11 protein-coding genes are annotated in these 14119 nt (G+C 58.7%); 8 read left to right on the top strand and 3 right to left on the bottom strand.

The features are described from left to right. Position 1: 1 nt before the first annotated feature. Positions 2-901: a DMT family transporter gene (locus AKU79_RS09020; RefSeq protein ID WP_050523265.1), complete on the bottom strand. Its 900-nt coding sequence runs from the start codon at positions 899-901 to the stop codon at positions 2-4. 67 nt (positions 902-968) lie between these two features. After that, positions 969-1973 carry a signal recognition particle-docking protein FtsY gene (ftsY, locus tag AKU79_RS09015; RefSeq protein ID WP_050523264.1) on the bottom strand — a complete coding sequence of 335 codons (1005 nt, stop codon included), beginning with the start codon at positions 1971-1973 and terminating at the stop codon, positions 969-971. Positions 1974-2266: 293 nt separating this feature from the next. Here ftsY and AKU79_RS09010 point away from each other — a divergent pair, with 293 nt between their 5' ends. Both AKU79_RS09010 and AKU79_RS09005 read left to right on the top strand, forming a co-directional pair. Continuing rightward, complete coding sequence (locus AKU79_RS09010; RefSeq protein WP_082223983.1) at positions 2267-3352, top strand: alkane 1-monooxygenase; 1086 nt, start codon at positions 2267-2269, stop codon at positions 3350-3352. A 14-nt stretch (positions 3353-3366) separates the two neighbouring features. Then, entirely contained in the window at positions 3367-3762 is a 396-nt protein-coding gene (locus AKU79_RS09005) for a hypothetical protein (RefSeq protein WP_050523263.1), read from the top strand. Between the two features lie 93 nt (positions 3763-3855). Here the strand turns inward: AKU79_RS09005 and xseA are convergent, their stop codons facing one another. Further along, a complete protein-coding gene (gene xseA, locus AKU79_RS09000) occupies positions 3856-5439 on the bottom strand; it encodes an exodeoxyribonuclease VII large subunit (protein ID WP_050523262.1) in 1584 nt (527 codons plus the stop codon). Between the two features lie 81 nt (positions 5440-5520). On the opposite strand from xseA, the gene purD reads away from it, so the two are divergent. The 6 genes from purD (at position 5521) to AKU79_RS08970 (ending at position 14070) form a co-directional block, all read left to right on the top strand. Next, the gene (purD, locus tag AKU79_RS08995; RefSeq protein ID WP_050523261.1) at positions 5521-6783 is read left to right on the top strand and encodes a phosphoribosylamine--glycine ligase; all 1263 of its coding nucleotides are present in this window, start codon (positions 5521-5523) and stop codon (positions 6781-6783) included. Positions 6784-6928: 145 nt separating this feature from the next. Beyond that, positions 6929-8179 (top strand): aspartate kinase, encoded by a 1251-nt coding sequence (locus AKU79_RS08990; RefSeq protein WP_050523260.1) that lies wholly within the window; start codon positions 6929-6931, stop codon positions 8177-8179. A gap of 23 nt (positions 8180-8202) precedes the next feature. Further along, positions 8203-10446 carry a phosphoenolpyruvate--protein phosphotransferase gene (gene ptsP / locus AKU79_RS08985; RefSeq protein WP_050523259.1) on the top strand — a complete coding sequence of 748 codons (2244 nt, stop codon included), beginning with the start codon at positions 8203-8205 and terminating at the stop codon, positions 10444-10446. Between the two features lie 159 nt (positions 10447-10605). After that, on the top strand, positions 10606-11562 hold the full coding sequence (locus AKU79_RS08980; protein ID WP_156209616.1) for a TAXI family TRAP transporter solute-binding subunit: 957 nt from the start codon (positions 10606-10608) through the stop codon (positions 11560-11562). 76 nt (positions 11563-11638) lie between these two features. Beyond that, positions 11639-13717 (top strand): TRAP transporter permease, encoded by a 2079-nt coding sequence (locus AKU79_RS08975; protein ID WP_050523258.1) that lies wholly within the window; start codon positions 11639-11641, stop codon positions 13715-13717. Beyond that, positions 13714-14070, top strand: coding sequence for a DUF1850 domain-containing protein (locus AKU79_RS08970; protein WP_050523257.1), 357 nt, complete (start codon positions 13714-13716; stop codon positions 14068-14070). Before AKU79_RS08975 ends, AKU79_RS08970 begins: the two co-directional genes overlap by 4 nt. Positions 14071-14119: the final 49 nt, after the last annotated feature.

Genomic DNA, 14119 nt, shown 5'->3' with positions numbered 1-14119 from the left:
TCTATCCCATCATCTCAACAATCACGGCGCCCGCCGCGATCAGGGCCATCAACCCCAGTTGCACCCTTGTTACCTTTTCTTTCAGCACCAACCAACCGATCAATGCTGCAAAAACGGTTGAAGTTTCCCGCAGAACCGCCGCCTCGCCCACTTTATCCAGCCGGGTCGCCATCAGGATCGAACCAAAGCTGAAAAACGCGACAAAGGCGCCCAACACGCCGCGCCTGAACAAGGGCACAGCCTCGGCCCGCGTCAACGACAGCAATTCGCGCCGCATCAATAAGGGCATGAAAAACCCGTCAATCATGAAAAACCATGCAAGGAAGGTGAATGGGTCATGCGTCGCGCGGATGCCATAGGCATCATAGGTCGTGTAAAGCGCCACAAACCCGCCCGTCGCCACTGCAAGGCCCAAAGCCTGCACCAAGGTCTCACGCGCCACCGTGACGTAGCGCAGGTTATAAGCCGCCAACCCGAAAATTCCCGCAAGCAAGGTCGCAAGCCCGAGCCATTGGCCCGTATTGAAATGCTCGCCAAACCAGACGCCAGCGCCCAGCACCGCAAACAGCGGCCCCGTACCGCGAACGACCGGATAAACCACTGTATAGGCCCCCCGGCTGTAAGTCATGGCCTGGAGATATTTGTAACCCGCATGGATCACCATTGCGCCCGCAAAAATGACCCACATATGCGGTTCAGGCCACGGGAAAACGAACAGCGCAAAGGGAGCCGCGATCAGCCCGTAGCTGATATCAATCGCGCTGCGGGCCATCCACGGGTCATGCTTGCCCTTTTGCAGCGCCCCGAACAGCGCATGCAAAACCGCAGCGAGCAATGCCAAAGCAAGGGCCAGATCATGGCCAGCTTGCGTGCCTTCCAAAGCGCGGATCCAATCGCTCACCTTGGCAAGAAGCGGGGGGCCAGCCCCCCGCCCCCCCCGGGATATTTGGGCCGAACAGAAAGCAGGCTCATTTATCAAGGCCTACAAGGGCGGCAGCGAAATCTTCGGGGTCAAAGGGCGCGAGGTCATCGATTTGTTCACCGACGCCAATCGCATGGATTGGCAGGCCGAATTTATCGGCCAATGCAACAAGCACACCGCCTTTCGCTGTACCGTCAAGTTTGGTCATCACAAGGCCCGATACGTCGGCAAGTTTGCGGAAAATCTCGACCTGATTTACGGCGTTCTGGCCGGTCGTGGCATCAAGGACCAGAAGGGTATTGTGAGGCGCCTCAGGGTCTTTTTTGCGAATTACGCGGACGATTTTGCTAAGCTCTTCCATCAAGTCAGCCCGGTTTTGCAGGCGGCCAGCTGTGTCGATCATTAGCAAATCGGCGCCGATCTCTTGCGCTTTGGTCATCGCGTCAAAGGCGAGGCTTGCCGGGTCGGACCCTTCGGGGGCGGTAAGCACCGGCACGCCGGCACGCGTGCCCCAGACCTGAAGCTGTTCAACGGCCGCGGCGCGAAATGTGTCACCTGCTGCAATAACCACCGATTTACCCGCCGCTTTGAACTGGCTTGCCAGCTTGCCAATCGTGGTTGTTTTGCCCGAGCCGTTGACCCCAACTACCAACACCACTTGCGGGCGTTTGGCATAAAGCGGCATCGGACGGGCGACGGGTTCCATGATCCGGGTTACTTCGGCAGCAAGCGCTTGTTTGATGTCTAGCGTGCTGACCCGTTTTCCCATTCGCCCCTCGGCGATATTGGCGGTGACGCGCAGCGCCGTTTCGACGCCCATATCGGCCTCAATCAGCAACTCTTCAAGGCTTTCGAGCATGGCATCGTCGAATTCCCGTTTGGCCTCTGCGGGGCTTTGCCCCATTAGACGGCCAAGGATGCCAGGTTTTGCGGGGGCCGGTTGGGTTGGCGCCTCTGGCGCAACGTCTTCGGTCACCAAAGCATCCAGCCCATCGGTGATCTTATCCGAAGAGCGTAACATTTTATTACGCAGTTTTTTAAAGAACGACATCTCTGCCCCCGATGAATTTGGCTTTGGGTGGGTTTCTTTCCACCTAATCAATCAAGCAGCCTAGGGAAAGGGCTTTAGCGGCCAAATCAACGCCAACAGGCTTGGCAGGGTAGGAATCCGCCCCAATCAGTGGCTTGCCTGCGCCCGAAATTGCGCCCTGCAGCCACAGAAACGCGTCCATTGAGAAAGGGGCATTGCACTTTCTTCGCGCCCAGGCTTGGCATAAGCTGTGCGGCAAAGCAGCCGTTCGCCCCGAAAGTGCCGTCCTGAACAGGGCCTGATAAGGAAAACCGATGCCCCGCATGCCATTGTTTGCGTTTGCCGCCCTGACGCCGCTTTGGCTGATTGCCATAGCCGTGCCGTTTGGCGGGCCTTGGGTGGTTTTGGCGGTTTTATATATGGGGCTGTTCACGGCGCTATTGGATCAGTTCATCCCGCTGGTCATTCCTGATGCCGCTGAGGGGGCCGAGTTTCCAGCCGCCGATGCCCTGCTTGTGGTTTTGGCGCTGGGTCATTTGATCGCTTTTCCGATTGTGGTTTGGGCTGTAGCCGGTCCAAGCGGGATGATGTTATGGGAGCGGGTTTTGCTGTTGCTGGCCGCAGGGCAATGGTTCGGCCAAGTGTCCAACCCTTGTGCGCATGAGCTGATCCATAGGGGCAATCGCGCATTTTATGCTTTGGGTGTAGTGGTTTACGCGACGATGTTGTTTGGGCACCACGCCTCGGCGCACCGGTTGGTGCATCACCGCCATGCCGCGAGTATGCAAGACCCGAACACTGCGCGGCAAGGCGAGAGCTTCTATCACTTTTGGCGCAGGGCCTGGGTTGGGTCGTACCGGGCCGGGCTGCGGGCCGAGACAGAACGGCGGGCAGGTAAAGCGGGGCTGCACCCTTATGCGGTTTATGCACTGATTTCGGCTGTGTCGTTGGGCGCAGGGTTTGCGCTGGCGGGCGTGGCGGGCGTAGCAGTGTGGCTGCTGCTGGCGGTTTATGGCCACAGCCAGTTGCTGCTGGCCGATTATGTGCAGCATTATGGTCTGTTGCGGGCCACCTTGCCCAATGGCAAGCTGGAACCGGTTAACGCACGCCACAGTTGGAACGCGCTGCAATGGTATTCCTCGGCCCTGATGCTGAACGCGCCGCGCCATTCCGACCATCACGCCCATCCAAACCGCCCCTACCCCGCGCTGCGTCTGCCCGCACGAGACGATGCGCCATACCTGCCCTATCCATTGCCTTTGTGCTGTGCACTGGCGCTGGCGCCCCGCCTGTGGCAGCGCATGATGGCCAAATCATTGCGCAAATGGCACGCCCACATAGCTGTGACTGGCAATCCTGCACCGGATGCGGCATCCTTGGCGTCAGCCCAACAACCCTGAAGGACCAGCCCACCATGCGCGCGCTTATCCTAACTTGCCTTTTGCTGACCGGCACCGCCGTGAACGCCCAGACCAACATGACCGGCCAGGAATTTGAGGCCTATGCCACCGGAAAAACCCTAACCTATGCGTCGAACGGGCAGGTCTACGGGGTTGAACAATACCTGCCAAACCGCCGTGTTCGCTGGGCTTTTATCGATGACACCTGCCGCATCGGCCATTGGTATGAAGACGCAGGCGAGATCTGCTTTGTTTATGAGCATGACGCCACCCCGCAATGCTGGACCTTTCACATGGAAGGCAGCAAGCTGATGGCGCGCTTTGTGTCTGAACCGCCTGAAACCGAGCTGAAAGAGGTCAACCAAACCTCGGACCCTCTGGTCTGTACGGGGCCGGATGTGGGTGTTTGACTTATCAAATTCGAACAATCACCAAAGAATCCGTCTGATTTTTTATCGAAAAATGGGAACTGCCGCTCGACGACCCGCAAAAATCGAACATTTCTAGAAAAGGCTACCTTGACCGCCCGGTTCCTTTTTCGGCTCTTTGGCAGGTGCCTTAACAATACCGGTCTTTCCCGCCCCCAGCGCAAAACGGCCATCGTGGAATTCGATCTCCAGCCCTCTCGCGGTTTCGGCTGCGGATTTTGACGTGACAACACCCGACTCGCTGCGGACGACGGCATAGCCGCGCCGCAAGGTTTCGGCATAGCCCAGCGTCTGGCGCGTGCGGTCCAGGGCATCCAACCGCTTGCCCAGATCGGACAGCCGCAGCGCGGGCGCCGATTGCAAGCGGGCGTCCAATCCCGCCAGCTTTTCGCGCGACCGCGCAATATCGCGCCCGGCATCAGCAAAGGCGCGGCCAAGCGCAGGTGCAAGCCGCGAAGACATAAGCGCAAGCCGTTCGGAGGCGCGTTCCAACCGCCGCGTTTGCGCATGGGTCAAGGCTCGGCCCCGCTCATCCAGCCGGTCAGCGCTCCGCGCCACCAGATCCAACAAAAGCCGCGGACGCATTGGGCCTGCCGCGCGGTCCAGGGCGCTGCGCTTGGCACTGGTTGCCAGCACCAAGGCACCGCCCAACCGCCCCGACCACAAATCAAACCGCTGCGCTGCTGCCTGGGTTAACCTGTCCAACTGCGGCAAGGCGCGGCCCAGATCGCGCAAGCGCTGCCCACGCAGGCCAACGGTTTGCACTATTGCCCGCGACAGCCGTGCGCCCTGCCCATCCAACCCAGCCAACAATTCCATCCGTACCGGCACAGCCATTTCTGCCGCCGCTGTGGGGGTCGGCGCACGCATGTCACTGGCGTAATCGATCAATGTTGTATCGGTTTCATGCCCCACGGCCGAAATCAGCGGAATCCGGCTTTCCGCCGCCGCCCGCACGACAATTTCCTCGTTAAAGCCCCACAGATCCTCTAGTGAGCCACCGCCACGGGCGACAATAATCAGATCAGGGCGCGGCACCGCCCCGCCGGGTGCAATTGCGTTGAACCCGCGAATTGCCGCTGCCACTTCGGGCGCACAGGCTTGGCCCTGCACTGCCACTGGCCAGACCAGCACATGGCGCGGAAAGCGGTCGCGCAGGCGGTGCAAAATATCGCGGATCACCGCCCCCGAAGGCGAGGTGACGACCCCGATCACCTTGGGCAAGTAAGGCAGTGCACGCTTACGCCCTGCATCAAACAACCCCTCGGCAGCCAGTGCTTTGCGCCGCGCCTCAAGCATGGCCATCAAGGCGCCCGCCCCGGCTGGGGCGATATCTTCGACAATCAACTGGTATTTGGATTGTCCCGGAAAAGTGGTCATACGGCCTGTGGCTACCACTTCCATGCCCTCTTCGGGGCGGACCTGCATTTTGGCAACCTGCCCTTTCCAGCTAATCGCTGCGATGACTGATCGGTCGTCTTTCAAGTCGAAATACATATGCCCCGACGCAGGCCGCGACACGCGGCCGATTTCGCCACGCACGCGGACAAGGCCAAATTCGCCCTCAATCACGCGTTTTACCGCGCCTGAAAGCTCGGACACGGTGAATTCGGGTGAGTTGCCTGTCGGGGCTGGGCCGTCTTCGAAAAGGTCAGACATGCGGTGCCTTCTTGTGATCTGCTTGCCGAGACTTTAGAACGCCCGGCAACAAAGTCCAAGTGGGGCCAAAGGGGACGCGCGATGAATATCTTGATTTTGGGCAGCGGCGGGCGTGAACACAGCCTTGCATGGGCGATCAAGCAAAACCCGAAATGTGATCGCCTGATCGTGGCGCCGGGCAATGCGGGCATCGCGATGTTGGCCGAATGTGCCAGTTTTGACATTATGGACGGCGCGGCGGTTGTGAATTTCTGCGAAGAGAACGCGATTGATTTTGTCGTGGTCGGCCCCGAAGCTCCACTGGCCGAAGGCGTGGCCGATGCCACCCGCGCGGCAGGTTTGCTGACCTTTGGGCCGTCGAAAGCGGCCGCAAAACTTGAGGCGTCAAAAGCCTTTACCAAAGAGATTTGCGATGCTTGCGCCGCCCCGACTGCGGGTTATGCACGCTTCACCGATGCGGCCTCGGCACGGGACTATGTGACCAAACACGGCGCGCCGTTGGTGATCAAGGCCGATGGTTTGGCCGCTGGCAAAGGCGTGATCATGGGGATGACGCTGGAAGAGGCACTGGATGGCATCGACGAGATTTTCGGGGGCGCCTTTGGTGCGGCCGGTGCCGAGGTGGTGATTGAAGAGTTCATGGAAGGCGAAGAGGCCAGCCTGTTTATCCTGTCGGACGGCGTGAATTGCCTGGCTGTCGGGACCGCCCAAGACCACAAGCGCGTGGGCGATGGCGACACCGGCCCCAATACGGGCGGAATGGGGGCCTATAGCCCCGCGCCGGTGCTGACCGACGCAATCTTGGAACAAACCATGGCGCAGATCGTGCGCCCGACCGTGGCCGAAATGGCGCGGCGCGGCACGCCTTTTGAGGGCGTGCTATATGCCGGCCTAATGATTAAGGACGGCCATGCGCGGCTGGTGGAATATAATGTGCGCTTTGGCGACCCCGAGTGCCAGGTCCTGATGATGCGACTGGGTGCACAAGCGCTGGATTTGCTGCTGGCCTGTGCCAGGGGTGAATTGGCAACTGCGAAGGTGAACTGGGCCGAGGATCACGCTTTATCGGTCGTCATGGCCGCCAATGGCTATCCGGGTACGCCGGAAAAAGGCAGCGTGATTGGCGGGCTGCCAGATTTGCCCGAGGACAGCTTTCATATGGTGTTTCACGCGGGAACCGCTGCGCGGGATGGTGCGGTCATTGCAACCGGTGGCCGCGTGCTGAACGTGACCGCACGTGGCGACGATTTGGCCGCCGCACGCGCCCGCGCCTATGCGATGGTAGATGCGATTGACTGGCCGGGCGGGTTTTGCCGCCGCGATATTGGCTGGCGCGCGCTGTAACGCCCAAGGCCGCGCTTGGCGCCGCCTGCGGGTTATAGGTATTTGGACCAAGATGAAATCAGCAGCGATGCACAACACCAACCCCTTGCGCCCGATTGGATAGCCGCATAAGAAGCGCCAACTTTTGGGGCCGGGGGAGGAATCCATGCCGCTTCTCGTGATGAAATTTGGGGGCACCTCGGTTGCCGATCTGAGCCGCATCAAGAATGCAGCGCAGAAGGTCAAGCGTGAGGTAGAGCGCGGCTATGACGTTATCGTCATCGTCAGTGCAATGTCGGGCAAGACCAATGAGCTGGTGGGCTGGGTTGAACAAACCTCGCCGCTTTATGACGCGCGCGAATATGACGCTGTGGTGTCTTCGGGTGAAAATGTCACCGCAGGCCTGATGGCGCTGACGCTGCAGGAAATGGATGTACCTGCCCGCAGCTGGCAAGGTTGGCAAGTGCCGATCAATACCACCTCGGCGCATGCCTCGGCGCGGTTCAAGTCTATTCCGCCTGAAAACATTAATGCCAAGTTTGCCGAGGGTTTCAAAGTGGCCGTCGTTGCGGGCTTTCAAGGCGTATCGCCGGAAGGCCGGATTACCACGCTGGGCCGTGGCGGATCGGATACGACAGCCGTAGCCTTTGCTGCCGCCTTTGGTGCCGAGCGCTGTGATATTTATACCGATGTCGATGGCATTTATACCACCGACCCGCGTATCACCGACAAAGCGCGCAAGCTGGACAAAATCGCATTTGAAGAAATGCTGGAACTGGCCTCGCTTGGCGCAAAGGTTCTGCAAACCCGCTCGGTAGAATTGGCGATGCGCTATAAGGTGCGTTTGCGGGTTCTGTCCTCGTTTGAGGAAACCGATGAAAACTCTGGCACTCTTGTCTGTGACGAGGATGAAATCATGGAATCGAAAGTTGTTTCTGGCGTCGCCTATTCGCGCGACGAGGCGAAAATCACGCTTGTGACGGTGGCTGACCGCCCCGGCATAGCCGCCGCGATCTTTGGGCCTTTGTCCGAGGCCGGTGTGAACGTCGACATGATCGTGCAAAACATTTCAGAAAAAGCCGATGGTGGCGCGGTTACCGATATGACCTTTTCTTGCCCGGTCAACCAAGTTGCCCGCGCTTGCAAAGCGATGGAAGATGCCAAGGCCGCGAAATCGATCGACTTTGAAGAATTGAACGTCGACAGCGATGTCGCAAAAATCTCGGTCGTGGGAATCGGCATGCGGTCACACGCTGGGGTTGCAGCGACTATGTTTAAGGCACTTTCGAACGAGAACGTGAATATTAAGGTCATTTCCACGTCCGAGATCAAAATCTCGGTGCTGATTGACCGGAAATATATGGAACTTGCCGTGCAAGCCCTGCATGATGCCTTTGAATTGGATAAAGCGGGCTAAGCCGCCGTCCACACAGGGGGATCATGCCGGAACGTAGTGAAAGCGACAGTCGCAAGCTATTGAAGCGCTTGCGCGACAGCCTTGCCGAACCGGGTCAAGGCCAAGAACGTCTGAACAGGGTTACACATCTGATTGCAGATTCGATGCTAACCGAAGTGTGCTCGATCTACCTGTTTCGCGATGCAGGAACTCTGGAGCTTTGCGCCACCGAAGGCTTGCTGGCGGAATCAGTACACCAAACCCGACTGCGTCTGGGTGAGGGGCTTGTGGGCCGCGTGGCCCGTACAGCCGTGCCCGTAAACACCGCCAATGCCCCGTCGGAAAAAGGCTTTCGCTTTATGCCCGAAACCGGCGAAGAGATTTACTCTTCGTTCCTTGGTGTGCCTATCCAACGGGTTGGCGAAAAGCTGGGCGTGTTGGTCGTGCAATCCAAAGCTGCCCGCCAGTTTTCGGATGATGAAGTTTACGCGCTGGAAGTCGTCGCCATGGTTTTGGCCGAGATGACCGAACTTGGCGCTTTTCTTGGCGACGGCGCTGCATTGGGGGCGTTGCACAAACAGCCCGTTATGTTTCGCGGCACCACTGGGCAGGAAGGCACCGCCGAAGGTCAGGTCTGGCTGCATGAGGCCCGCGTGGTTGTCACCAACCCTGTTGCTGATGACCCCGAGGTCGAGCTGACGCGCATTCGCGCCGCCGTGGGCGAGTTGCGGGTGTCGGTTGATGACCTTTTGGCCGCACAAAGCCTTGATAAAGAGCAGAAAAAGGTTCTTGAAGCTTATCGCATGTTTGCCCATTCGCGCGGCTGGTTGCGCCGGATGGAGGAAGACATCCAAGCCGGCCTTTCCGCCGAAGCCGCCGTAGAAAAAGAGCAATCCGCCACCAGAGCGCGGCTATCTCAGGTGCCCGATGCCTATCTGCGCGACCGTTTGCATGATTTGGATGACCTATCGAACCGGCTTTTGCGCATTCTGACCGGCCAAGGCCGTGATACCGGTGCTGCGCTGCCTGAAAACCCGGTGCTCGTGGCCCGCAACATCGGCCCTGCCGAGCTGCTGGAATATGGCCGCAGCCTGCGCGGCGTTGTGCTATCCGAAGGCTCGGTCGGCTCGCATGCAGCGATTGTTGCACGCGCGCTGGCAATTCCATTGGTGATCCATGCCGAAGGCGTGGTCGTACAGGCGTTGAACGGCGACGCAATCCTGGTGGATGGCGATCAGGGCATTGTGCATTTGCGGCCCGAAGAATCGGTCGCCGCGGCTTTTCGCGACAAAATCGCCATGCAAACGCAGGCGCAGTTGCGCTATGCCGATTTGCGCGACAAACCTGCGCAATCGCTCGACGGTCAGAAAATCAGCCTGCAAATGAACGCGGGGCTGATGGCCGATTTGCCCAGCCTTGAAAGTTCGGGCGCTGATGGTGTTGGCCTGTTTCGCACCGAATTGCAGTTCCTTATCCGCAACAAGATGCCCAAACGTGATGAATTGGCGCGCCTTTACGCCCGCGTGATGGATGCCGCCAAAGGCCGCCGCGTTGCCTTTCGCACGCTTGATATCGGCTCCGACAAAGTGTTGCCCTATATGAAACCGCAGGATGAGCCCAACCCCGCGATGGGCTGGCGCGCGATCCGTGTCGGGCTTGATAAACCCGGTGTGCTGCAAATGCAGGCGCAGGCGCTTATTCGTGCGGCAGCTGGCCGGCCTTTGTCGATCATGTTTCCCTTTATCGCCGAGTATGAGGAATATCTCGACGCCCGCGCCTATGTTATGGCGCAGGTTAAGCGTGAGGCCGATCTTGGCCATCCCACCCCCGAAACGCTTGAAATTGGCGCGATGCTGGAAACCCCCAGCCTTGCCTTTGCCCCTCTTGATTTCTTTAAAGCGACAGACTTCCTGTCGATCGGCGGCAACGACCTAAAGCAGTTCTTTTTTGCTGCCGATCGTGAAAACGAACGCGTGCGCCGCCGCTATGACAGTTTGAACGCTTCATTTCTCGGGTTGATCCGCCAGATCATTGCCCGTTGCGATGAGGCAGGAACCACCCTGTCGTTTTGCGGCGAAGATGCCGGCCGCCCGATCGAGGCCGTTTGCTTTGCGGCCATCGGCCTGCGCAGCCTGTCGATGCGCCCCGCGTCAATCGGCCCCGTCAAAAGCCTGATCCGCCGGACAGACCTTGCCGCCCTGCGCGCCGTGATAGATGCCGAATGCGCCAAGGGCAGCGTTTCGGTGCGCCCCGCCGTTATGGAATTTCTGGCCGAACAGGCCAAGTAAGCCCTTCCTTGGCGAGATTTCGCCAAGGTTTTGGCAGCCTGCTGCAGTTTGAATTCGATAAAAATGTCGAAAATGATTGAGCATCACCCCTCATTCGGCCCACACTCCCCTTGGATCACGCAATCTAAGACGTGACGATACACCTTGGAGGAGGACCCTATGTCGAAAATGACCGCAACCCTGCGCAGCCTTTTGGCCGGTGCTGTAATCGCAGCCGCCCCGGCCGCGTCACATGCCCAAGAATTTATTAACGTTCTGACAGGCGGCACTTCGGGCGTTTATTACCCCGTTGGTTCGGCGCTTGCCACGCTCTATGGCGAGAAAATGCCAAACGTTCAGGCGCAGGTTCAATCGACCAAAGCCAGCGTCGAAAACCTGAACCTGTTGCAGCAAGGCAAAGGCGAATTAGCTTTGGCGCTTGGCGATTCCGTGAAATTTGCCTGGGAAGGCAACGCGGATGTCGGCTTTAAAGCTCCGCTGACAAAACTGCGCGGTATTGCTGCGGCCTATCCAAACTATATCCAGATCGCGGCAACGGCTGACAGTGGCATCAAAACGCTGGCCGACCTGAAAGGCAAAAGCCTGTCTGTCGGCGCGCCAAAATCGGGCACCGAGTTGAACGCCCGCGCGATTCTTGAAGCGGCAGGCATGAGCTATGACGATATGTCCAAAGTCGAATACCTGCCTTTCGCCGAATCGGTTGAACTGCAAAAGAACCGTCAGCTTGACGCGACTTTGCAATCTGCGGGTGTTGGCGTAGCCTCGATCAAGGATCTTGCAACCGCAATGCCGACGCAGATGGTGTCTATTCCGGTGGATGTGGTTGAAAAGCTGGGCGCGCCTTTCGTTGCCGGCGTTATCCCCGCAGGCACATATGAAGGCCAGACCGAAGATGTGCCGACAGTGGCTGTCATGAACTTCTTTGTGACAAGCGAGGACGTGCCAGAAGAAACCGCCTATATGATGACCAAGCTGATGTTTGAAAACCTGCCGACGCTGGTGGCTGCCCATAAATCAGCTGCACAGATCACGCTTGATACCGCACTAAATGGCATGCCGATCCCGCTGCATCCGGGTGCCGAGCGTTATTACCGCGAAGTTGGTCTGATTAAGTAAGCCAACCAATCCGACGAAGGGGCGGCCTTGTTTACAGGGGCCGCCCCAGTCTTTGCAGCTGGGGAGGGCGCAAAACATGCAAAACACTCATACACCAAATCAAGACGTGGCGCACCACGACCCGCTGTCCTCTGGCTTTCCGCCAGGTATGGAAGGACGTATCCTGTTTTGGATTGCCGTCGCCTTCTCGGCCTTTCAGATCGCAACAGCCGCACATCTGATTGATTTTGCCAGCCAAATTACCCGCGCCTTTCACCTCGGCTTTCTTGCCCTTTTGGGCTTTCCGCTGCTTGCATTGATGAAAAGCGGCACCATTGCTGCCCGCACCATGGGCTGGGCGATGGCCGCCCTTGGCGTTACCGTGGCGCTGTATCAATGGTGGGAATATGTGCCGTTGATCATGCGCGCAGGCGACCCGCTGACAATGGATATCGTGATCGGATGCATTGCGCTGTTCACCGTCTTTGCCGCTGCTTGGGCGCTGATGGGGCCGGCGCTGCCAATCATTTCGGGCCTGTTCTTGTCATATTGCCTGTTCGGCCAATACCTGCCCCGCCCTTTCAACCATCGTGGCTATGACTTTTCCCAAGTCGTCGATCACATGGCTTTTGGCACCGAAGGCATCTACGGCATTCCGATTTACGTCTCATCAACCTATATTTTCCTCTTCATCCTTTTCGGTTCCTTCCTTGAGAAAGCCGGGATGATCAAACTTTTCACCGATGTCTCGCTTGGCCTCGTCGGTCATAAGCAAGGCGGCCCGGCCAAGGTTTCCGTGCTGTCCTCGGGCCTGATGGGCACGATTTCCGGCTCGGGCGTGGCAAATGTGGTCACCACCGGCCAGTTCACCATCCCGCTAATGAAATCCTTTGGCTACCGCTCGGCTTTTGCCGGCGGGGTCGAGGCAACGGCGTCGATGGGCGGCCAGTTGATGCCCCCCGTCATGGGGGCTGTAGCCTTTATCATGGCCGAAACCCTTGGGGTCGAGTATTTCGAAGTTGTCACTGCCGCCCTCATTCCCGCCATTTTGTACTTTGCATCAGCCTTTTGGATGGTCCACCTAGAGGCCGGGCGCGCTAATCTCATGGGCCTTTCGGCAGATAAACTCCCCTCACCGCGCAAAGCGCTACGCGAAGGCTGGCACCTGATTTTGCCGCTCGCGGTGCTCGTCTACCTGCTGTTTTCCGGCTACACGCCGCTTTTTGCCGGCACTATTGGCCTCGCGCTTACGGTTATGCTCATCCTCGGGGCTTCGGCTGTGCTGAACCTGCCCCAAGGCGTCATTCGCGTGATCTTCTGGATTGGCCTCGGCCTCATCGCCGCTGCTTTCTTTGAACTTGGTATTTGGGTCGTCATGTCCGCGATCATGGTCCTGATCTTGTGGAATGCCACACAAAAAGGTGGGCGTGAAACGCTTGGCATTTGCCGCGATGCGCTGGCCGATGGCGCAAAAACCGCCCTGCCTGTGGGCATCGCCTGCGCCTTGGTCGGCATCATCATCGGCACCATGACTTTGACTGGTGTGGCAAATACCTTTGGCAGCTTCATCGTCTCGGTCGGCCAGAACAGCCTTATCCTGTCGCTGATCCTGACCATGGTCACCTGCATCATCCTTGGCATGGGCATCCCGACCATCCCCAACTACATCATCACAAGCGCAATCGCCGGCCCCGCGCTATTGGAACTTGGCGTGCCTCTGATCGTCAGCCATATGTTCGTCTTTTACTTCGGCATTCTGGCTGACCTTACACCGCCAGTTGCGCTTGCCTGCTTTGCCGCCGCCCCGATCGCCAAAGAAAGCGGCCTCAAAATCTCGATGCAAGCGGTCAAGATCGCGGCGGCCGGCTTTGTTATCCCATACATGGCGGTCTATACGCCTGCTCTGATGCTGCAACCGGGCGGGCCATTGGCCGAAACTATCGGCTTTGCCCCGGCCGTCGCCTATATCGTGCTCAAAGCGGTGCTTGCCATTGGTCTCTGGGGGGCTGCCGTCATCGGCTGGCTTGGCCGCCCGCTTGCCCTGTGGGAGCGCGCATTGGCCGTCGCCGCCGCCGTATCCCTGATTGCAGCATTGCCTGCAACCGATGAACTCGGCTTTGCCCTGGTCGCAACCTTTGCAGCCCTTCTTTGGTGGCGCAAACGGGCCTTGGCATGAGCATCTGCCTGATGGTGGGGGCGGCCCTGCTCGCCCTCCCCAGCCCCGACTTTACCCTCCGCTGGACCCATTCGGTCGAAAAGATCGATTGGGTCGAACACTGGCGCATTACCGACCAAACTCTCACCCTAACCCTCGTCAAAATCAAAGGCTCGGGCGCCGGCATGGAACCTGCCGATGATGCAAAACTGGAAAATGGCTGGTGGGTCTGGTCTCCCAACACCACCGCCCCCAAACTCACCCTCGCCGCCTCCGGCACCACCGGCGCAGGTTGGCACTTTTGCACCGACACCGCTTGCCAAGATCTCGGCACCGAGGCAGGATCACCCATCACCATAAAACCTTGTCCCTAACCCCTTTCCGCATTCTTTTCGGTACAAATATCCTGCGGGGGTCCGGGGG

It is taken from the genome of Pseudorhodobacter wandonensis (assembly GCF_001202035.1).
GTDB lineage: Bacteria > Pseudomonadota > Alphaproteobacteria > Rhodobacterales > Rhodobacteraceae > Pseudorhodobacter > Pseudorhodobacter wandonensis.
Note: the sequence above shows the minus strand (reverse complement) of the source record. Positions and strands in the feature narration are given on the sequence as shown.